The organism is Escherichia sp. E3659 (genome assembly GCF_005781135.1).
Classification (GTDB): domain Bacteria; phylum Pseudomonadota; class Gammaproteobacteria; order Enterobacterales; family Enterobacteriaceae; genus Escherichia.
This window is the reverse complement of sequence record NZ_VATQ01000015.1, coordinates 252,314-271,241: the sequence shown is the minus strand read 5'-3', so window position 1 is coordinate 271,241 and position 18,928 is coordinate 252,314. Positions and strand designations below refer to the sequence as shown.

Below are 18,928 nucleotides of genomic sequence, written 5' to 3'. Positions count from 1 at the left end.
GAGTGAATATGAGCATCAAACGTTACGGTACGGAAGGTGGAACAGGCACTGGCGGGCAGCATTTGCCGTTTGCCAGGGCGGTTGAGGCGGGCGGCTGGCTGTACGTCTCCGGGCAAACACCCATGAAAAATGGTGAAGTGGTAGAAGGCGGTATCGTTGAACAGTCACGACTGGCGATCCAAAACTGTGTCGACATCATGACTGAAGCCGGTTATAGCCTGGCGGATGTGGTTCACGTGAAAGTGATCCTGACCGACGCCCGCTATTTCCAGTCATTTAATAAAGTATTCAGAGAATTTTTTGGCGAAAATCCGCCTGCACGTATTTGTTGTGTGGCTGATCTGGTTGTCGATTGTAAAGTCGAAGTCGATGTGACCTGTTATAACGCGACCCGCTAATAAATTTAAGAATTAAAAAAACAGACCGCAATTGAGTGCTGAATACATTCAGCACTCCGGGAACTCTTACATTATTTTCTCTCTACTGGCAGGATGTGAATTATGAACAGTCATATCTTTTTAGTCGGCTTTATTATTTATGCCATCGCCATGATTTGGCTTGGTTGGTTTGTTTCTCGTAATCAGAAAAGCGGAGAAGATTTTCTGCTGGGCGGGCGTTCGCTGCCGCTGTTTCTGACGCTGGGCTCAACCGTTGCCACGATGGTTGGCACGGGTTCCAGTATGGGCGCAGTGGGCTTTGGCTACAGCAATGGCTGGGCCGGAATGCTTTATGGCGTCGGTGGGGCCGTAGGTATATTGCTGGTGGCGTGGCTGTTTGCACCGGTACGTAAATTACGTTTTATGACCATGAGTGAAGAACTCTCTTATTATACTGGCGGGAGTCATTTAATTAAAAATATTGTCGGTCTGATGATATTTATTGCTTCTATTGGCTGGCTGGGAGCACATATTTTAGGTGGCAGTATGTATCTTGCCTGGGCGACAGGTATTGATCTTACTGTGGCAAAATTAATTATCGCCTTAGCCTTTGCGATATACGTTATTATCGGCGGTTATTCGGCGGTGGTGTGGACAGACACCATTCAGGCCTTAATTTTGTTCTTTGGCTTTATATTGATGGCTATTCTTGCCGTTGTTCACGTTGGCGGCTGGAGTGCGATTGAACAGGCGATGGACCCAAAAGCGATGAGCCTGTTTGCGATTGATAAAATGGGCGTACTGCCTGCGCTTTCGCTGGCGCTGGTTATTGGCGTTGGTGTACTGGCCACACCGTCTTATCGCCAGCGTATTTACTCGGGTAAAGATGTTCCCTCTGTACGCCGTTCGTTTGTTATTACTGGCGTGTTGTATCTGTTCTTCTCGATTCTGCCTGCCATTATCGGCATGGCGGCGTTCACCATGAACCCGAATCTGGAAAACAGTAACTATGCCTTCTTGTTCGCCACCAGTTTTCTGCCGCCATTGCTTGGCCTGGTGGTACTGATTGCCGGGCTTTCTGCCACCATGTCTTCTGCCAGCTCCGATGCCATCGCAGCGGTGGCGATTATGATGCGCGATGTCTACACCATGATTACCGGCAGAATGCCGCCGGAGAACAAGGCAATCACTTATTCACGCTGGATGCTGACCTTTGTTATTGGCCTGGCGCTGGTCTTTGCTCTGACCTCTAACGACATCATCAGCTACATTACCAAAATGATTTCGATGCTGATGTCCGGGCTATTTATCTGCTCGATTCTCGGTCGCTTCTGGCTACGCTTTAACTGGCAGGGCGCGCTGGCAGCGTTAGTGAGCGGTATGGTGATGTCAATTGTGGTGCTGATGAATGCCGACTGGCTGGCTTACTGGGGTAACCCGTGTATTCCGTCAGTGCTGGGAAGCCTGGTCGCTGGTGTACTGGTGACGCTGGTAACGCCAGCAAGCGAGATCAGCCGGGAAGAAGCTCTGGCTATTATCACCAATGAGCGTGAAAACCAGAGTGTCGTGATCACCAAACCTGAAGAGGCATAACCAATAGTGCTAATCGCCAAGTGGCTGGCGGTTAGCGCCACCCCGGTGGCTGTCTAATGCCAGTTTTATCCGCCGCAGGCGATCTTTCGCCTGCGCTTTATTTGCCATAGCCAGCTCTGTTGCCAGCACATCGATCATCGCGAGCATGGCGTAACGGGAAGGGGTGGGCTTAAAAATGTAATCACTTTCCTGAACCAGCAACGGCAATACCAGATCCACCTGTTCTGCCAGTGGTGTTTGTGCAGGCGTAATGGCGATAACTCGCGCGCCGTACTGACGGGCGATAGCAGCACTTTCGATGATTTCTGGCGTATAGCCGCCGAGTGAAAGAACTATCACCACATCCTGCGGCATCACGGCTGAGCACATCATTCTCATCATGAGAGCATCGTTCTGACTGACCACTGGCAATCCCAGACGGAACAGACGGTACTGGATCTCCTGCGAGCAGATGGTAGAACCGCCGCCCGTTCCCAATGCAAGAATTTGTCGCGCCTGACTTAACCAACTGACCGCCTGACTGATGGCGTTCATATCCAGTGAGCGACGATGCGTTTCCAGCACGCTGATAATTGATTCGTAGATCCCCTGAACGCCGTCAAGATCCGGTACATCGAGAATAAACCGCTGCCCGATAGCCAGTGACTGCGCCAGTTTGACTTTCAGTTCGCGGACATCTTTGCAACCCAATGCACGGGCAAAACGCGTCACCGACGCCTGGCTGGTTTGTGTTAACCGCGCCAGCTCGGCAATTGGCAGTTCCACGGCTGCGGAGACGTCATCAAGAATAAATTGTGCGATACGCTTTTCAGTGGCGGTTAACGCCATAAACCGCTCGGTAATACAGGAGATGATATCGATGCTATAAGCCATGGGAGTATCACTGATTCAGTAAAAACTGGTACTTTGTACCATAAAAATCGCTCCAGAGTGTGACCCTCATAAAAAATGTAAGTACGCAGCGACAAAAAAACGCTCAACACCGCTCCAGATCATAAAGTTTTCTACCGCCAGGCCGACAACCTGAGTATCCGGTCTGGAGGGAAGAGAAACCATGTTAAAACGTATTAAGATCGTGACCAGCTTATTGCTGGTTTTGGCCGTTTTTGGCCTTTTACAACTGACATCAGGCGGTTTGTTCTTTAATGCCTTAAAAAATGACAAAGAAAATTTCTCCGTTTTACAAACCATTCGTCAGCAGCAATCCACGCTGAATGGCAGCTGGGTCGCGTTGTTGCAGACACGTAACACTCTCAACCGCGCGGGTATCCGCTACATGATGGATCAGAACAATATTGGCAGCGGTTCAACCGTCGCCGAGCTGATGCAGAGTGCCAGTATTTCGCTGAAGCAAGCGGAAAAAAACTGGGCGGACTACGAAGCATTGCCGCGTGACCCGCGTCAGAGCACAGCCGCAGCGGCGGACATCAAACGTAACTACGATATTTACCACAATGCGCTGGCGGAGCTGATCCAGCTGTTAGGCGCAGGCAAAATCAATGAGTTCTTTGAGCAGCCGACTCAGGGATATCAGGACGGTTTCGAGAAGCTGTATATGGCTTATATGGAGCAAAACGATCGTCTCTACGATATTGCCGTCAGCGATAATAATGCTTCCTACAACCAGGCGATGTGGGTGCTGGTGGGCGTGTTGATCGTCGTGTTAGCCGTCATTGTGGCCGTCTGGTTTGGTATTAAAGCCTCGCTGGTAGCACCAATGAATCGCCTGATCGAAAGCATCTGCCATATTGCTGGCGGGGATTTGGTAAAACCCATTGAGGTGGATGGTTCTAACGAAGTAGGACAACTGGCTCAGAGTTTGCGCCATATGCAAGGTGAACTGATGCGTACTGTCGGAGATGTACGTAACGGTGCTAATGCCATTTATAGCGGTGTCAGCGAAATTGCCACGGGTAATAACGATCTCTCATCACGTACTGAGCAGCAAGCGGCTTCACTGGAAGAGACGGCGGCCAGCATGGAGCAACTGACTGCAACGGTGAAACAGAACGCCGAGAACGCGCGTCAGGCCAGTCATCTGGCGTTAAGTGCTTCTGAAACTGCGCAACGTGGCGGCAAGGTAGTGGATAACGTGGTGCAGACGATGCGCGATATCTCCACCAGTTCGCAGAAGATTGCCGATATTATCAGCGTTATCGATGGTATTGCCTTCCAGACCAACATTCTGGCTTTGAACGCGGCGGTTGAAGCGGCGCGCGCGGGTGAGCAAGGGCGTGGTTTTGCGGTAGTTGCGGGGGAAGTGCGTAACCTGGCGCAGCGTAGCGCCCAGGCGGCCCGTGAAATTAAAAGCCTGATTGAAGACTCTGTAGGTAAAGTGGATGTCGGATCTACGCAGGTCGAAAGTGCCGGGGAAACCATGACAGAGATTGTCAGCGCCGTAACACGCGTTACTGACATTATGGGAGAAATAGCTTCAGCCTCTGATGAGCAAAGCCGTGGCATTGATCAGGTTGGTTTAGCGGTTGTCGAAATGGATAGGGTAACGCAACAGAACGCCGCGTTAGTGGAAGAGTCTGCCGCCGCTGCCGCCGCGCTGGAAGAGCAGGCCAGCCGTCTGACCGAAGCCGTGGCGGTGTTCCGTATACAGCAAACGCAACAGCGTCAGCATGAAGCTTTGCCAGTGTTAAACGCAGCGTTGCCGGTTGTGCCGCGCAAAATTGCCGTCGCTGATAGCGGGGATAACTGGGAAACGTTTTAATCGCCGTGAAAAATGCCCGATAAGCGATGGCTTATCGGGCAATGTGTTGTTTATTTAGTTATTTTGTTGTTGATGCGTTTGCACTCGTAAGTGATGTCTTATTGCTTTTTGTATCTGATGAATCCAGATCGCGCCTGATGCCAATCTGGAAAATTCCCGCAAGCATGAGAGCACCAATGATTGCTATACCTCCAAGTAAATACAATCCTGCAACATTTGAATCAAATACATTTTCAGCCCAAACCCGGATGTTAGGAGCAACGAATCCACCGAGATTTCCAAGTGAGTTGATCAAAGCTATTCCTGAGGCGGCTGCTGCTCCACCGAGATAGCTTGTTGGGAAAGTCCAGTAAATAGGTTGAACGGCTAATAAACCTGCACATCCAATACATAATGCGATAAAAGCCAGGATTGGCGTTCCCGCAAGCATTCCTGATAAAGCAACACCAAAGCCTCCGAGTAGTAAAGTAATAGTGCTAATCCAACGCCGTTCTTTCAATTTTGTTGAAAGATGAGGAATGTACCATGCCGCAAATAGGGCACATAACCATGGAATACCGGATAAAACACCGACAATAAAGCCAATTCCCTGCCCTGATAATGCTGCTACCTGTGATGGCAGAAAAAAGGCAATGCCGTATGAGCCAACTTGAATCGTAAAACAAATCAGGCATAAATAAAGTACGCGAGGATCGCAAAGTGCCTTTAATACACCCTGAGGGCCGTGACTTATTTTTGTTTTTTCCTCCATTTCCATTATGCGACTGAGCGCTACTTTTTCTTGTGGTGTGAGGAAAGTGCAACGTTTGTCGGATGGTTTATCGTCCAGGTAGAAAAATGCGACTACTCCAACTAACGCAGCTAATAATCCTTCGACTAAAAACATGAGTTGCCAGTTATGCAGTCCCCATAGGTCATGGATTGTTAATAAACCACCAGAAATAGGGCCGCCAAGAATAAATGCAATCGGTGGACCAAACCAAAAATAACCCGCAACTTTTGCTCGTATATTAAGAGGGAACCAAAATGTTAGATATAACATAACGCCCGGCATGAATCCTGCTTCCGAAGCACCCAAGAAAAAACGCAAAATGATAAATGTTTTTTCCGTATGGGCGAACATCATCGCTGCTGAAATAAGTCCCCATGTGAACATGATTCGTGAAAGCCACAAGCGAGCTCCCACTTTGTATAAAAATATGTTGCTGGGGACTTCAAAAATCGCATATCCAATGAAAAATACGCCGGCACCAAATGCATAAGCAGCGTTACTTAATCCCGTGTCGACCTGAAAAGCATCCTTAGCAAAACCAATGTTGGCACGATCCAGATAAGCCATGACGTACATAAGAGCTAAGAAAGGTAGAAGTCTTATTATTGACTTTCGCACTGCAGAGTTGACAACAATTTCATCATCAGTTTGACTCATAATTGTGCTTCCGAATAAACGGTGGACATTTTTGCTATCCAGTAATCTTTATGTATTACTGGATAATCTCTTGTTATGAAAAAATATAAACATTTTGCATCTGCTAGATATTTAATTTTTATTGATTGACCCATTCACGACCATCTGGCCATGAGTAACATGCCAAAGTTTCTGGTTTCATTTTTACACCATATCCTGGTTGTAAAAGAGGGAAATACCGGCCTCGCTTAATAACCAAAGGTTCTTCAAAATTCTCATGTAAATGGTCAACATACTCGAGAACTCTATTTTCCAATGTTGCTGAGACTGAGATATAGTCAAAAAGAACAATATTCAGTGAATACTGACACAAACCAACCCCTCCGCCATGAGGACAAACTGGAATATTGAATTTTGCGGCCATAAGTACAACTGCGAGTACTTCGTTTAAACCACCAAGTCGCGCGGGATCTAACTGGCAAAAATCCATTGCATTGGCCTGAAAAAATTGTTTAAACATAACTCTGTTATGTGCATGTTCACCAGTAGCAATACCAATATTACCAATGCGTGATTTGATTGCAGCATGACCAAGAATATCATCAGGGCTAGTAGGTTCTTCAATCCATAAAGGATCAAATTTTGCCAATTTCCTCATTGCAGTAATGGCCTGATCAACCCCCCATGTTTGGTTAGCATCCATCATGAGTTTGCGTTCCCAGCCCAGTTCTTCACGTAAGATTGTCGCCCTGCGGATATCCTGCTCGAGATCTGCACCTACTTTTTGTTTCAGGTGAGTCCATCCATCAGCAACAGCCTGGCGTGCCAGATGTCGCATTTTTTCTTCAGAGTAACCGAGCCACCCTGCTGCGGTTGTATAACCAGGGAAACCTTCCTCAAGCATTTCTCTTTCACGCTGTGCTTTACCTTTTTCAGAACGGCGAAGTAATGCAATGGCTTCTTCTGGAGTCAATACATCTGTAATGTAGGTAAAATCAATGCAACGCACGATTTCTTCTGGTGACATGTCTACCAGCATTTTCCAGACTGTTTTATTTTGAGAACGGGCCCAAAGGTCCCAAAGTGCATTAATAATTGCAGCGGTGGCCAGATGAATAACTCCTTTCTCTGGACCTACCCAACGCAACTGACAGTCTCCTGAAACTAGTTCATGCCAAAACTGCCCAAAGTTTTCTGTTATATCTTCTAGAGTTCGTCCTATTACAAACAATTCTGCTAATGATTTAACGGCACTTACACATAAGTCATTTCCACGTCCAATCGTAAATGTCAATCCATAACCTTTTAAATCATCAGAATAATCGGTAATTAAGGTAACATAAGTCGCAGAGTAATCAGAAATTGCATTCATTGCATCAGAACCATCCAAATTTCTGGATGTTGGAAATCGAATGTCCTTAACGCTGATATCTTTGATAGTAATTGCCATACTGACTCCTGTATTGATGTTTTTTTACTATTAAAAAATATAAAAACTAAAAGACGTCTTCAGTTTATGTGTGCGCAAAACAATGAAATGTGAACTGATTATAATAATGTGGTGCAATTTACATTTTTCTGTATTTAATGTGTTTTTAATTTAATCGCAAATTTGTCTTACTGAATGAACCATTGACTGTTTTGCTGTATCGAGATGTGTGCGTAATGCAAGTAAAGCATCCAGGTCACTGCGGCAAATCAGGGCGCTGAGAATGGTCATGTGCTCATCGACGGCAATGATATTTCGCTGTTTAAGATCTCTTTCGTCCCATTGATAATGAAAATGAAAGATGACTGATATTATCTCAAGTGATTGATCAAAAAAGATATTATCGGCGGCTGAAAGCAATAAGGAGTGAAAATCTCTGTCCAGTTGGGAAAACATACGAAAGCTATTGCCGATGTTGTCTCGTAGTAGGCGATGGCGTTCGAGCATGGTTTTCGCCTGCAGCCAGCGTGGGTCATGATCAGGCAGGTTAAGAAAGTGCTGAAGTGAATGTGTTTCGAGCATTTCACGCAGTTCAAACAGCTGCTCGGCGTAGGATTGATCGAATTGCTTCATGCTCCACTGACCGCGTTTTTCGCTTTGAATAAGATTATACCGACCGAATTTTAAAAGGTATTCCCTCACTACCACCGGGCTGACACACGCGGCTCGCGCCAGTTGCAGTTCAGAAAAAGTTTCCCCAGGGCGTAACTGGCGCTGGTTTATCATTGTGAAAAAAGCCTGCTCAAACACTTTGTTTTGCTCACTCATTGAAGCGATAGTGCAGGCGAAACCATCATCGTAGTCAGGTTTGCGCGTAATAACATGGTCATTTCCAACCTGTGTCAGGACGCCGCATTCGCGTAAGTAGCTGAGAATATGCCGCACTGTGGTGCGACTGATGTTGTACATTTCCGCCAGCGCGCTTTGCGATGGAAGTGGTGAAGGGATATGACCACGCGCCATATCACCAATGACCTGGTTAATCACATTGTGGCGTAAATTTTGCGAACGACTCATATTTTCTCCTTGTGAGTCCATTAAAACCATATTTAAAACATTTTTATGTGTGTGTTTTCACAAAATAGATTTTCTGTTTCGCTGCCATTTTTAATTTTCATTGATATCTATTGCAACAAAAAATGGAGAGCCGAATCATGTCTACGATGAATGTTTTAATTTGCCAGCAGCCGAAAGAATTAATCTGGAAACAACGCGAGATACCTATTCCGGGTGATAATGAGGCATTAATAAAAATTAAGTCTGTTGGGATTTGTGGTACTGATATTCATGCCTGGGCAGGTAATCAGCCATTTTTTAGTTATCCACGCGTTTTAGGCCATGAAATATGTGGGGAAATTATTGAATCAGGAAAAAACATTCACAATTTTAATATTGGACAGCAAGTTGCGGTAATTCCGTATATTTCTTGTCAGGAATGTCCGGCGTGTAAAAGCGGTCGCACCAATTGCTGTGAAAAAATTTCGGTCATTGGCGTGCATCAGGATGGCGGTTTTAGTGAGTATTTGAGCGTGCCGGTGGCGAACATTTTGCCTGCGGATGGTATTGATCCGCAGGCGGCAGCGTTGATTGAACCTTTCGCTATTAGCGCTCATGCGGTGCGTCGCGCAGCCATTGCTCCCGGCGAGCAGGTGCTGGTGGTCGGGGCGGGACCAATTGGTCTGGGCGCGGCAGCAATCGCCAAAGCCGATGGCGCACAGGTGGTGGTGGCGGATACCAGTCCGGCGCGGCGTGAGCATGTGGCAACGCGTCTGGAGTTGCCCGTGATGGACCCGTCAGCCGAGGATTTTGACAACCAGTTGCGGGCGCAATTTGGTGGTTCGCTGGCGCAGAAAGTGATCGACGCAACAGGTAATCAACATGCGATGAATAACGCCGTTAATCTGATTCGTCATGGCGGCACGGTGGTATTTGTTGGCCTGTTTAAAGGCGAGTTGCAGTTCTCTGATCCGGAATTCCATAAAAAAGAAACCACAATGATGGGCAGCCGAAATGCCACGCCGGAAGATTTCGCGAAAGTCGGGCGGCTGATGGCGGAAGGGAAAATTACTGCCGACATGATGTTAACCCATCGCTATCCATTCGCCACGCTGGCAGAAATCTATGAGCGCGATGTGATTAACAATCGTGAGTTGATTAAGGGCGTGATTACTTTCTGATAATGCGAGTTGCCATGCAGCGCCCGGGGAAATGTTGGGCGCTGTTTTTTCTGTTTCTCAATAATGTTTTGTAGGTCGGAGAAGGCGTTTTCGTCGCATCCGGCATTATGTACTCAATGTTGGATGCGACGCTTGCGCGTCTATCCAACCTACAAATCAGTCAGTGATTACCCTTCACGCGCCACCACTTTGATTTCCACCATGCCAATGCCGAGCTTACGCGGCGAGTGTCCGAGGATATTCCCTTCGTTGGTTGAGACAGGTTCTGGCGGAACAATTACCAGCGTGTCGGCATCGGTTGGGTTATCGAAATGCAGCGTGGTGGTGGTCACTTCATTGCCCAGCATGATGGTTTGTTCTTCGTTGCCTACGCGTACCGGAATGGGACGGCTGGCGTTATTACCGTATGCTTTGGCGGTGATCACCAGGTCAAATTTCTTCGGCAGAGGATGTTTGTACTCGATTTTCACTTCATCGCCCAGCTGCGCGTTGGACCAGCGTCCCCACGACTCCGGACGAGAAATCCCGCTAAACTGTTTCACTTCTTCCGGTGCACCCGCGACGTTAAAAATGAAACTGTCGGCTTTGTAGCGAATATCGTTATCGACAATCTTCAGCGTATCGACATTGCCTTTGTAGCGTTCCATATCGATGACGGTATCTTTAAATGCGGTTTTGCCCTTCCACGTTGTTTTATCAACATGTTGAACAATTTGCTGACCACCAAGCTGCCCCTGGGAAACACACCAGTCAGTGGAGAGAGCCAGCTCTGGCGCCCATAGCTGCGCCATCTTGTAGCAGCGATCAACCCAGACGAAATTGTCGCGCGGGGCGAAATCGGCCAACTGGAAACGCAGTGGTGCAGAATATTCGCTTTCTGGCAGTGGTTCCACACGTTTATCCGACACGCGTAACAGCAGCGGCAGACGGAAATGGGTACCCGAGAAGGCGATCATGTTTTTATTCTGATCAATGGTGAACTCTTTCATCTCGGTGGGGAATTTCCACAGACGAATGATATCGGGCTTCCACGCCAGCACTTTCTCTTTAATGTTGAGGAACACTTCCGACATGGATTGACCAGAGAGGCTACTACGCCCAAGGCCGATAAAGTTATCGCCACCAAGAATATCCAGCACTGTAGCGCCGTTATCCATGGTGTTGCGCTTCACCGCCAGCGTCTCTTGCTGTGGCTTGTCGCCACGGATGACGAAAAACAGGTTGTTACGATCCTGTTTATTAAGGTATTTCCACGCCGTGTTGTTCATCGCTAAATGGTCAGATGAGACGACGATGACGGTATCTTTAAACCACGGTGACGCTTTGATTTTATTGATAAACGTCGCGATGTTCTCCTGGCTGCAACTTACCGCGCTGAATGACTGATTCGGCTTACCGTCAAAATCATATTTTTTGCGGTTGCAGGTGCGAGAGATAAAACCATCCGGGTGATGGGTATCGACCGTCAGAGTAAACAGTGAGAATCGCTGACCAGAGCGGGAAAGCTCTTCAAACTTTTTCCACGCTTCATCCAGCACGGTATCGTCGTAGAATCCCCAGTCGTTGCGATAATGCGGATCCGCCACCACACTTTTCAGCTCTTCTGCACCATACAAATGGTCGAAACCGTGTGATTTCAGGAACACATCTTTACCCGCAAAACGCAGGTTAGCCCCTTGCACAAAATAGTTCTGATAACCGGAGTTTTTCAGGATATCGCCAAGACAGATGTTCTGCGGGAAGAAGCTAGAAACCGAGGCAGAGGCGTTACCTTCAAACGGGGCAAACAGTGGAATCCCGCACTGAGACGCCACCATGCCCGCGATAGTGTAATCCGTTCCTGGCAGTTGTTGAGTATGACTGAAATCCAGCCCTTCATTTTTCAGTGCGCCCAGTTCGGGAGTGAGGTCCGGAAAAGCGTCGTTATCAAAATAGGTCCGCTCCAGACTCTCACCATAGATATAAACCAGGTTAAGTTTGGGGGCAGGGATGGTTTTCGACGGTTCTTTATAATAAGCCGCAAAGTCAGGATCGCCGTCGCGTGACTGGGATTTTACCAGCTCCGTTATCTGGCGAAACGCCGGGCTGGCGTCCACAGAACCCAGCGCCAGTAAGAGCGCCAGCAGGCTGTAGCCAAAATGGTGAGGATGATGACGGCGTCGGCGTAGGATCCAGCCCAGCGCGCCGAAAACTACCGCCAGTGCCAGCACGATACCCACTCCCGGCAGGATATATTTGCTGACGCCAGCACCGGTCAGGCTGTTAGTTAAGGTATAGAGCACCGCGTCGTTAATGCCGTCGCCAGTAAAATAGTCACTGGCAAACAGGGTAATGTTTAAAACGACAAATAACCCCAGTACCGTTAACGTGGCGGCAAACCACCAGGTGTTACGTCCCGCTTTCCATGCGTAGATCAGCACAGAGGCGAGAAATAGGGCGAAAGAGAATAGTTCTGACAACGGGCGATCCTCACTAAAACAGGCCGGTTAGCCGATGTTTAAGATTTTTTGAGAAACACAATGTAATGGTGCTGCCATATAGCTGCAATTCTAGTGTCAAAAAAATGCGATGTTGTTAGGAATTAGTTTATAAACAGGCTTTTTTGCGCAAGAAAGCTTCCCGTGTAACAGAGGGAAAGACGACCAGAAACAGGGAAAAGAGCGGGGAAGGGCCGCGTTAGCTTTTTAATAGCTAAAACGCGGCGTTATGCGGATCAGGAAATAAAGTTCAGACCTTGCTTTAACACCAGATCGCAGGCTTTGGTTTTTACCTTTTCAGCCAAAGGAGTCGTACCGATGTTGTCCAGATTAAGCTGCTGACCATCTTTGGTTTTTAGCAAACCCTGAATGCCATCCAGATAGTTGGTATCTTCTTTCTGCTCTTCGCTGTTCAGGCCCAGCTTCTCCAGGACCTGATTTTTGATGTTTTCCGCATCGGTAACGGAAGCCAGCTTTTGCTTCGCGCAGTATTGCAAAATGCCTGCGGCATTGTTCATGTTGTCTGCGCTTAACGCCTGGTTGCCACTACTAAGCAGGTTAGTTAATGAGGCGAGCGACCAACCGCCTTCCTGTGTGGTGCTGTTTTGGTTGCCAAGTTCGCTGGCGGCGCTGGAAAGCGCATCTTTCCAGGACGCGGCATGCACCCCGGTGGAAATTAATGCGCTGGTGGCAATTGCACAGCACAGAAGGTGTTTAATAGTTTTCATCATCATTACTCAAGGTGGAATTGTGTCGCAGTATAGCGCCGGAAAGGAGGATTAATACTCTTTACCCGTTACCCGGCTACGATAGCTTTCCCAGTTAAAAATAACCCACAGACTGTTACCCAGTCGCATACGATCCATAACGCGTTCGCCCAGTAACTTGGTCATCTCTTCCATATTGCTGTTGGTCAGCATCCCGGTCGGGCGTTTGGAAGAAGAGCGGCGATCGACGATCTGGTTGATGATCACTTTTTCGTATTTCGATTCGGTCTGCACGCCGATCTCATCGATCACCAGCAGATCAACGTTGCTCAGATCGTTAAGCAGTTGTTCTTCGCTGGTACCGCTATTTCTGAAGGTATCTTTCATCGCCGACATAATATCGGCCACGGTGATGATCAATACGGACTTACCGCGTAGCAGCAGTTCGTTGCAGATTGCCGCCGCCAGATGGTTTTTGCCAGTTCCAGGCTTGCCAGAAAAGATAAAGCTGGCGATGTTGCCGTCGAACTCTTCGACATACTGGCGCGCTTTGCTCAACGCATTCATCTGCCCTTCGCACTCAACACGATAGTTCTCAAAGGAGCAGTTTTGATGCAGTGGACGAATGCCAGAGCGGTTAAAGGTACGCTGCATTTTCATCGCCCGATTCTCGCGCTCAAGAGCGGCGGCGCGGAGCGCCCCTTGTTCTTTCTGCCATGCCAGAAGTTCTTCACCCGTTTTGAAGGCGGGTTTGATATGGGCTGGCATCATTTTTTGCAGACGTTGCATCAGGTCGCCAACGTTTTTCATCGTTACCCTCTGAATCCCGGTGGAATTTGGCTGTCAGGTTCACTGACTGTGTTCACATCTCGTTTCGTTAATCCGCCATTGCTGGCACGACCTATTTGCAGGCTGCGCGCCAGTTTTTGTTGCCACTGCACATGATGGAAGACTTTGCCTTCCGCCTGCCAGTAAGCAATAAATGACGCCAGTTCTTCGGCGGTCACCGGTTCTTTTAGCGCCACGCCCCATAATGCCGCCTGACGGATAAAGTCGGTATCGGGTTGCCAGTCTGGGTACATGGCGAATTTGCCCATGGGTACGGCAACGGGGGCGGCTTGCGGTTCCTGATAGAGTTGATCGTCCAGGGCCACGTCACTTCCCGGACGCGTCAGTTTTTCTTCCAACGCCAGCAGTTCAGCAAGACGCGCGGGCGTAACGGCATAAAACGCCGGGGCATTGTTGGCAAATACGGCAACCATGCCGCCTTCTGCTTTTGCCAGAACGGTTTGGTGATCGTGTACCAGGGCGTCAATACCAATGACGTCCGGGGTCAAAACTCTGGAGGACATACTGTTTCTCAATATGGAACGATGAACGAGAAGGGAGATTACTTTTATAGTAACACACGGATGAGGCCAGGCAGCCTCTCATCCATGTGCTTTAAGCGAGGCAATTTTATACGCGGGGGCGCTTGCGGTACAACCACAATCCAGGAACGGAAAGACCGATGGATAACGCGCCAACAATTGATGAAGCGGTAAGAAAGTTAGTTAACAGGGTAATCATTAACGGCTCGCTGTAACCCAACTGACTGATTTTTACCGCTGAAATCATTGCAGTATACGCCGGGATGCCCGGGAACATCGGAATGACAGCCGCCACGGTAAAGACTTTCGGGTGCGCCAGATACCAGCGCGACCACTGAATACCAATGGTGCCGACCAGTAGCGAAGCCAGAAACGTCGACCACTCAATATTGAGTCCGGTAGTCATTAAAATCATTCGCGAACCATGACCCATCGCGCCAAGCAGCGCACACCAGCGTAATGCCCGGATTGGCACGTTGAACACCATCGCAAAGCCGACCGCTGGGATTGCCGCGAGAATCATATCCTGCGCTAATGCTAATAGAAATTCGATTACACCCATCCGCGTAGCCCCCAAATTGTGAGTGCCATCACCACGCCTACGCAGGTTGCCAGTGTCAGCAGGCTGGCAATCGCCCAGCGTGCCAGCCCGGTATTTATATGACCTTTAAACATATCGGCTACAGCATTTATCAACGGAAAACCTGGCACCAGTAAAAGAACACTGGCCGCCATTGCCACAGTAGGCGTATGACTGAATGTCGGAAGTTGTAGAAGGAGGCCAGAAATTGTGGTGGCGGCGAAGGCAGTGATGCAAAAGTTTATTTGTGGATGGAGGTGGCGTTGTGCCAGTAGCTGGCGGATATACATGGCGATCATACTGGCGAAGAATGTAATCAACGCCCCGTCCCAACCACCGTTATTCAGTTTACAGAAACAGGCGCAAGAGAGTCCCACCATCAAAGCGACCAGCCAACGCGGATAGCGCAGGGGATGTATTTGGCTAAAACGTTTCTCAACACCTTTGTAATCCAGCAGCTTATGTTCCGCCAGAATCACAATGTGTTGTACCTCAGTAACCACATGCATATTAATGCCGCGATCGTGGTTTTTGCGCGTAGATGTCAGACATTGACCATCTTTAATGGTGGTCAGCACTATGGCGTTCGAAGAGATAGAACTTTCGACGCAGTCCATCTCTAACGCCCGACCCAGTCGTGAGGAAAGCTCATCAACCAACGCACTTTCCGCACCATGTTGTAAAAGAAATAACCCGCACTGGATACATAGCCGTGTAACGGCTCGCTGTTGCTCTGTTTGCATAACTCGCCCTTTGTCATAGACGCGTTGCGTATTTTTCAAAAAATGAGACCCCTTTTGTATCACGAAGCATGGCTGTTTTGACGTAGGTTAAGATCAAAATTGCGCTGATTAATCCTTGTTGCGGTGATGAGTTCGCCGAAGGGAAGCGATGCAAGTTTTGAGTGGAATAAATAATTCCATGAATATTATCATTAAAATGAATTTATCGTTTTGTTTTTACGCGTTTGAGTAATGGCCGGTGAAATCATTTTTTTCGGTTTCTGTTAAGAAATACCCTTCAGTTTTTATTGGTTTTTTTTCTTGATATTCTGGCTAAAGGCGTTTCATTTAACTTTTATTCGTTATTTTAAATGATATCTTAAACTGATTGATTTTGAGGGTTTTGATTAAGTATTTCTAACAACATAATTTAGATATTTTAAATGTGTCAGAGGTATTTTTCCAGGTTATTATTTGATGCTAGTCTCCTGAAACATACAAAGGGTTTTTTGTGTGGCTGGGGTAAACTGATATGAAGTGAATGCTAAGGATAAATTATTCGCTCAATCTATTAATTTGTTGGAATCATTTGAAGGGTGAATATCCTGAATAAACCATCATAATTTATAGACAGTGGATATGGAGGATATATGTTGCCAGGATGCTGCAAAAATGGAATTGTTATCAGTAAAATACCCGTTATGCAGGCAGGGTTAAAAGAGGTCATGAGGACCCATCTCCCTGAATACGATATAACGAGTAGCACCTCTGCGGAGGAGCTGACCATATTACAATTACGTCGTGCTGGGTTAGTTATTGCCGATTTAGCCGGACAAACAGAAGACCCGCGTTCTGTTTGTGAACATTACTATTCATTGATCTCACAATACCGGGAAATTCATTGGGTTTTCATGGTTTCGCGAGCCTGGTACTCTCAGGCGGTGGAACTGCTCATGTGTCCAACTGCGACGTTACTGTCCGATATCGAGCCCATTGAGAATCTGGTCAAGACCGTTCGTTCCGGCAATGTCCATGCAGATCGCATCAGCGCCATGCTGACTTCGCCTGCAATGCCGGAAATCCAGGAATTTGGTTATCGCACCGTGATTCTTACCCTTTCTGAACGCAAGGTACTGCGGCTGTTAGGTAAAGGATGGGGCATCAACCAAATAGCTTCATTGCTTAAGAAAAGCAATAAAACCATCAGCGCACAAAAAAACAGTGCGATGCGTCGGCTGGCAATTCACAGTAACGCTGAGATGTATGCATGGATTAATAGCGCACAGGGGGCAAGGGAACTTAACTTGCCTTCTGTTTATGGAGATGCCGCGGAATGGAACACAACCGAATTAAGAAGAGAAATGTCGCACTCATAGAAAAGTGCGTCATGAGCAGTATCGGGATTGAGAGTTTATTCAGAAAGTTTGCGGGTAATCCTTATAAACTCTATACGTATACCAGCCAGGAGGCTTTTCAGGATGCTATGTCGCGGGTTTCATTTGCGGCGGTCATTTTTTCTTTTTCTGCCATGAGAACTGAGCGCAGGGAGGGATTATCTTGTCTGACTGAGCTGGCAATTAAATTTCCACGTACCCGGCGTTTGGTTATTGCGGATGATGATATTGAAGCGCGGTTGATTGGCTCATTATCGCCTTCTCCTTTGGATGGTGTGTTAAGTAAAGCATCAACGCTGGATGTTTTTCACCAGGAGCTGTTTCTGTCATTAAATGGCGTACGTCAGGCGACCGATCGACTGAACAACCAGTGGTATATTAATCAAAGCCGGACGCTGAGCCCGACGGAGAGGGAAATATTACGGTTTATGTCGCGTGGCTACTCAATGACGCAAATTGCTGAACAGCTTAAACGGAATATAAAAACGATCCGCGCGCATAAATTTAATGTGATGTCGAAACTGGGTGTCAGTTCTGATGCCGGATTGCTTGAGGCGGCAGATATTCTGTTATGTATGCGGATTTCAGAAACAAGTAATGTGTTGCATCCATATTAATCTACTTAATGCCGGGTTTATCCTCCCGGCAGCGTGCTTATTTCAGCGTGCAATCCCCACACTGTTGCACATCCGGTAACCGATAACGCTGGCAGCAAGTGCGGCGCACCAGCAGGCCGTCGCGCAGCACGACTGTGCGCCACAATGGATTATCTTCGCCGCTGGAGAGCGTTTTCTCAAAGAACAGGGCATGGCGGAGCGATTCAACTAACGCCTCGCCAAGCAACTGCTTCATCTCGGTCAGATACCAGTTAATCAAATAACCGGTATTACTCCAGATAAGTTTGCCGTTAATTTCACCTGTCGCTTCTAATGCCTGCACAACCGGAACCAGCGCCTGGCTGATTAACGTTTCCATTCGCTGCTGTGGCGAATGTGATGTTGCGTTTTTATCTTCACATACATCGACCCAGAAACAGGCAGCACGACCGGTTTCGTGAAACTCAACGTAGAAATGTTCCGGGGAAAGATCTAACGCTTTATCCTGCGTCAGCAGCGCCAGCATTAATGGCGGCACCATCAGGCCGATATACCATTGCGCCCATAGTGAGATCAGCGGTTTCTTCTCGCGGATCATCGTTGGTTGGTTGCGATAGATATGATCGGAATAGACCGCCAGTAGAGAACTTAGCGCATTGGGAGAGGACCATTGCGCCAGCGTCATGGCACTAAGCGGGGCGGGTTCATCCAGACGGATAAACTCCAGCAAATGTTCACGATGTTCGGCGATCGTCGCGCGAACCGCTTGTGCAAGCGTGGGATCTTGCGGCTTGAGATGCGTTCGCCAGATAACATCTTCATAGAGCGGTGCGGAACGATAGGCCATAATCGTGATAGTAATCTAAATGATAATGATTGCTAATCCTAGCGATAGGTTTACCCGATAGCAAGGGATTTCTCTGGCTTGCAAATGATAAAAATTATCATATGATATTGGTTATCATTATCAATGAAAGAGATGAAACCATGTTGCAACGTACGCTGGGCAGTGGCTGGGGAGTGTTGCTGCCAGGATTGCTGATTGCAGGGCTGATGTATGCGGATTTATCGCCGGATCAGTGGCGGATTGTCATTCTGATGGGATTAGTATTGACGCCGGTGATGCTGTATCACAAACAGTTACGGCATTACGTTTTGCTACCATCGTGCCTGGCGCTTAGTGCTGGCATCATGCTGATGCTAATGAATTTGAATCAGGGATGAAAAATCAAGGAAGAAACAAGAAAGGAAGTAAAGATAATTGGTGCGAGGGGGGGGACTTGAACCCCCACGTCCGTAAGGACACTAACACCTGAAGC

General features: G+C 47.8%; 18 protein-coding genes. 7 read left to right on the top strand and 11 right to left on the bottom strand.

Going from position 1 to position 18,928, the window contains the following annotated elements; genetic code table 11:
* Nucleotides 1–8: 8 nt before the first annotated feature.
* Both FEK47_RS13330 and FEK47_RS13325 read left to right on the top strand, forming a co-directional pair.
* Nucleotides 9–398: a RidA family protein gene (locus FEK47_RS13330; RefSeq protein ID WP_000023754.1), complete on the top strand. Its 390-nt coding sequence runs from the start codon at nucleotides 9–11 to the stop codon at nucleotides 396–398.
* Between the two features lie 102 nt (nucleotides 399–500).
* Nucleotides 501–1,970 (top strand): sodium:solute symporter family protein, encoded by a 1,470-nt coding sequence (locus tag FEK47_RS13325; protein WP_130216571.1) that lies wholly within the window; start codon nucleotides 501–503, stop codon nucleotides 1,968–1,970.
* A 9-nt stretch (nucleotides 1,971–1,979) separates the two neighbouring features.
* Here FEK47_RS13325 and FEK47_RS13320 read toward each other — a convergent pair whose 3' ends face one another.
* Nucleotides 1,980–2,843, bottom strand: coding sequence for a MurR/RpiR family transcriptional regulator (locus FEK47_RS13320; RefSeq protein WP_130216569.1), 864 nt, complete (start codon nucleotides 2,841–2,843; stop codon nucleotides 1,980–1,982).
* A gap of 181 nt (nucleotides 2,844–3,024) precedes the next feature.
* On the opposite strand from FEK47_RS13320, the gene tsr reads away from it, so the two are divergent.
* Complete coding sequence (gene tsr, locus FEK47_RS13315) at nucleotides 3,025–4,689, top strand: methyl-accepting chemotaxis protein (protein ID WP_135486710.1); 1,665 nt, start codon at nucleotides 3,025–3,027, stop codon at nucleotides 4,687–4,689.
* A 58-nt stretch (nucleotides 4,690–4,747) separates the two neighbouring features.
* Here the strand turns inward: tsr and FEK47_RS13310 are convergent, their stop codons facing one another.
* The 3 genes from FEK47_RS13310 to FEK47_RS13300 all read right to left on the bottom strand — a co-directional run bounded on the left by FEK47_RS13310 (nucleotide 4,748) and on the right by FEK47_RS13300 (nucleotide 8,603).
* Complete coding sequence (locus FEK47_RS13310; RefSeq protein ID WP_135486709.1) at nucleotides 4,748–6,118, bottom strand: MFS transporter; 1,371 nt, start codon at nucleotides 6,116–6,118, stop codon at nucleotides 4,748–4,750.
* A 118-nt stretch (nucleotides 6,119–6,236) separates the two neighbouring features.
* Entirely contained in the window at nucleotides 6,237–7,547 is a 1,311-nt protein-coding gene (locus FEK47_RS13305; protein ID WP_138183208.1) for an enolase C-terminal domain-like protein, read from the bottom strand.
* 150 nt (nucleotides 7,548–7,697) lie between these two features.
* Complete coding sequence (locus FEK47_RS13300) at nucleotides 7,698–8,603, bottom strand: GntR family transcriptional regulator (protein ID WP_135486708.1); 906 nt, start codon at nucleotides 8,601–8,603, stop codon at nucleotides 7,698–7,700.
* A gap of 137 nt (nucleotides 8,604–8,740) precedes the next feature.
* Between FEK47_RS13300 and lgoD the strand changes: the two genes are divergently transcribed.
* Nucleotides 8,741–9,763, top strand: coding sequence for an L-galactonate oxidoreductase (gene lgoD, locus FEK47_RS13295; protein ID WP_135486707.1), 1,023 nt, complete (start codon nucleotides 8,741–8,743; stop codon nucleotides 9,761–9,763).
* 167 nt (nucleotides 9,764–9,930) lie between these two features.
* On the opposite strand, the gene opgB is transcribed toward lgoD, so the two are convergent.
* The 6 genes from opgB to FEK47_RS13265 all read right to left on the bottom strand — a co-directional run bounded on the left by opgB (nucleotide 9,931) and on the right by FEK47_RS13265 (nucleotide 15,640).
* On the bottom strand, nucleotides 9,931–12,222 hold the full coding sequence (gene opgB / locus FEK47_RS13290; RefSeq protein ID WP_135486706.1) for a phosphatidylglycerol--membrane-oligosaccharide glycerophosphotransferase: 2,292 nt from the start codon (nucleotides 12,220–12,222) through the stop codon (nucleotides 9,931–9,933).
* Nucleotides 12,223–12,476: 254 nt separating this feature from the next.
* Nucleotides 12,477–12,971 (bottom strand): DUF2501 domain-containing protein YjjA, encoded by a 495-nt coding sequence (yjjA, locus tag FEK47_RS13285; RefSeq protein WP_130205058.1) that lies wholly within the window; start codon nucleotides 12,969–12,971, stop codon nucleotides 12,477–12,479.
* 48 nt (nucleotides 12,972–13,019) lie between these two features.
* Nucleotides 13,020–13,757, bottom strand: a complete 738-nt coding sequence (dnaC, locus tag FEK47_RS13280; RefSeq protein ID WP_130216555.1) for a DNA replication protein DnaC — start codon at nucleotides 13,755–13,757, stop codon at nucleotides 13,020–13,022.
* A 2-nt stretch (nucleotides 13,758–13,759) separates the two neighbouring features.
* Nucleotides 13,760–14,299 carry a primosomal protein DnaT gene (gene dnaT / locus FEK47_RS13275; RefSeq protein ID WP_138183207.1) on the bottom strand — a complete coding sequence of 180 codons (540 nt, stop codon included), beginning with the start codon at nucleotides 14,297–14,299 and terminating at the stop codon, nucleotides 13,760–13,762.
* A 106-nt stretch (nucleotides 14,300–14,405) separates the two neighbouring features.
* Nucleotides 14,406–14,879 (bottom strand): threonine/serine exporter, encoded by a 474-nt coding sequence (locus FEK47_RS13270; RefSeq protein ID WP_130216551.1) that lies wholly within the window; start codon nucleotides 14,877–14,879, stop codon nucleotides 14,406–14,408.
* Nucleotides 14,870–15,640: a threonine/serine exporter ThrE family protein gene (locus FEK47_RS13265; RefSeq protein ID WP_135486741.1), complete on the bottom strand. Its 771-nt coding sequence runs from the start codon at nucleotides 15,638–15,640 to the stop codon at nucleotides 14,870–14,872. The genes FEK47_RS13270 and FEK47_RS13265 overlap by 10 nt, the downstream gene beginning before the upstream one ends.
* 629 nt (nucleotides 15,641–16,269) lie before the next feature.
* Between FEK47_RS13265 and FEK47_RS13260 the strand changes: the two genes are divergently transcribed.
* On the top strand, nucleotides 16,270–16,995 hold the full coding sequence (locus tag FEK47_RS13260; protein ID WP_130216547.1) for a response regulator transcription factor: 726 nt from the start codon (nucleotides 16,270–16,272) through the stop codon (nucleotides 16,993–16,995).
* Nucleotides 16,953–17,630 carry a DNA-binding transcriptional activator BglJ gene (gene bglJ / locus FEK47_RS13255; protein ID WP_130204762.1) on the top strand — a complete coding sequence of 226 codons (678 nt, stop codon included), beginning with the start codon at nucleotides 16,953–16,955 and terminating at the stop codon, nucleotides 17,628–17,630. The genes FEK47_RS13260 and bglJ overlap by 43 nt, the downstream gene beginning before the upstream one ends.
* Before the next feature lie 37 nt (nucleotides 17,631–17,667).
* Here the strand turns inward: bglJ and fhuF are convergent, their stop codons facing one another.
* On the bottom strand, nucleotides 17,668–18,456 hold the full coding sequence (gene fhuF / locus FEK47_RS13250) for a siderophore-iron reductase FhuF (RefSeq protein WP_135486705.1): 789 nt from the start codon (nucleotides 18,454–18,456) through the stop codon (nucleotides 17,668–17,670).
* Nucleotides 18,457–18,596: 140 nt separating this feature from the next.
* Between fhuF and FEK47_RS13245 the strand changes: the two genes are divergently transcribed.
* A complete protein-coding gene (locus tag FEK47_RS13245; RefSeq protein ID WP_128248607.1) occupies nucleotides 18,597–18,833 on the top strand; it encodes a DUF1435 domain-containing protein in 237 nt (78 codons plus the stop codon).
* Nucleotides 18,834–18,928: the final 95 nt, after the last annotated feature.

What these genes read in the sequence shown, in the direction of transcription:
- FEK47_RS13330 (WP_000023754.1), top strand. Translation starts at nt 9, where the DNA reads ATGAGCATCAAACGTTACGGTACGGAAGGTGGAACAGGCACTGGCGGG.
- FEK47_RS13325 (WP_130216571.1), top strand. Translation starts at nt 501, where the DNA reads ATGAACAGTCATATCTTTTTAGTCGGCTTTATTATTTATGCCATCGCC.
- FEK47_RS13320 (WP_130216569.1), bottom strand. Translation starts at nt 2,843, where the DNA reads ATGGCTTATAGCATCGATATCATCTCCTGTATTACCGAGCGGTTTATG.
- tsr (WP_135486710.1), top strand. Translation starts at nt 3,025, where the DNA reads ATGTTAAAACGTATTAAGATCGTGACCAGCTTATTGCTGGTTTTGGCC.
- FEK47_RS13310 (WP_135486709.1), bottom strand. Translation starts at nt 6,118, where the DNA reads ATGAGTCAAACTGATGATGAAATTGTTGTCAACTCTGCAGTGCGAAAG.
- FEK47_RS13305 (WP_138183208.1), bottom strand. Translation starts at nt 7,547, where the DNA reads ATGGCAATTACTATCAAAGATATCAGCGTTAAGGACATTCGATTTCCA.
- FEK47_RS13300 (WP_135486708.1), bottom strand. Translation starts at nt 8,603, where the DNA reads ATGAGTCGTTCGCAAAATTTACGCCACAATGTGATTAACCAGGTCATT.
- lgoD (WP_135486707.1), top strand. Translation starts at nt 8,741, where the DNA reads ATGTCTACGATGAATGTTTTAATTTGCCAGCAGCCGAAAGAATTAATC.
- yjjA (WP_130205058.1), bottom strand. Translation starts at nt 12,971, where the DNA reads ATGATGAAAACTATTAAACACCTTCTGTGCTGTGCAATTGCCACCAGC.
- dnaC (WP_130216555.1), bottom strand. Translation starts at nt 13,757, where the DNA reads ATGAAAAACGTTGGCGACCTGATGCAACGTCTGCAAAAAATGATGCCA.
- dnaT (WP_138183207.1), bottom strand. Translation starts at nt 14,299, where the DNA reads ATGTCCTCCAGAGTTTTGACCCCGGACGTCATTGGTATTGACGCCCTG.
- FEK47_RS13270 (WP_130216551.1), bottom strand. Translation starts at nt 14,879, where the DNA reads ATGGGTGTAATCGAATTTCTATTAGCATTAGCGCAGGATATGATTCTC.
- FEK47_RS13265 (WP_135486741.1), bottom strand. Translation starts at nt 15,640, where the DNA reads ATGCAAACAGAGCAACAGCGAGCCGTTACACGGCTATGTATCCAGTGC.
- FEK47_RS13260 (WP_130216547.1), top strand. Translation starts at nt 16,270, where the DNA reads ATGTTGCCAGGATGCTGCAAAAATGGAATTGTTATCAGTAAAATACCC.
- bglJ (WP_130204762.1), top strand. Translation starts at nt 16,953, where the DNA reads ATGGAACACAACCGAATTAAGAAGAGAAATGTCGCACTCATAGAAAAG.
- fhuF (WP_135486705.1), bottom strand. Translation starts at nt 18,456, where the DNA reads ATGGCCTATCGTTCCGCACCGCTCTATGAAGATGTTATCTGGCGAACG.
- FEK47_RS13245 (WP_128248607.1), top strand. Translation starts at nt 18,597, where the DNA reads ATGTTGCAACGTACGCTGGGCAGTGGCTGGGGAGTGTTGCTGCCAGGA.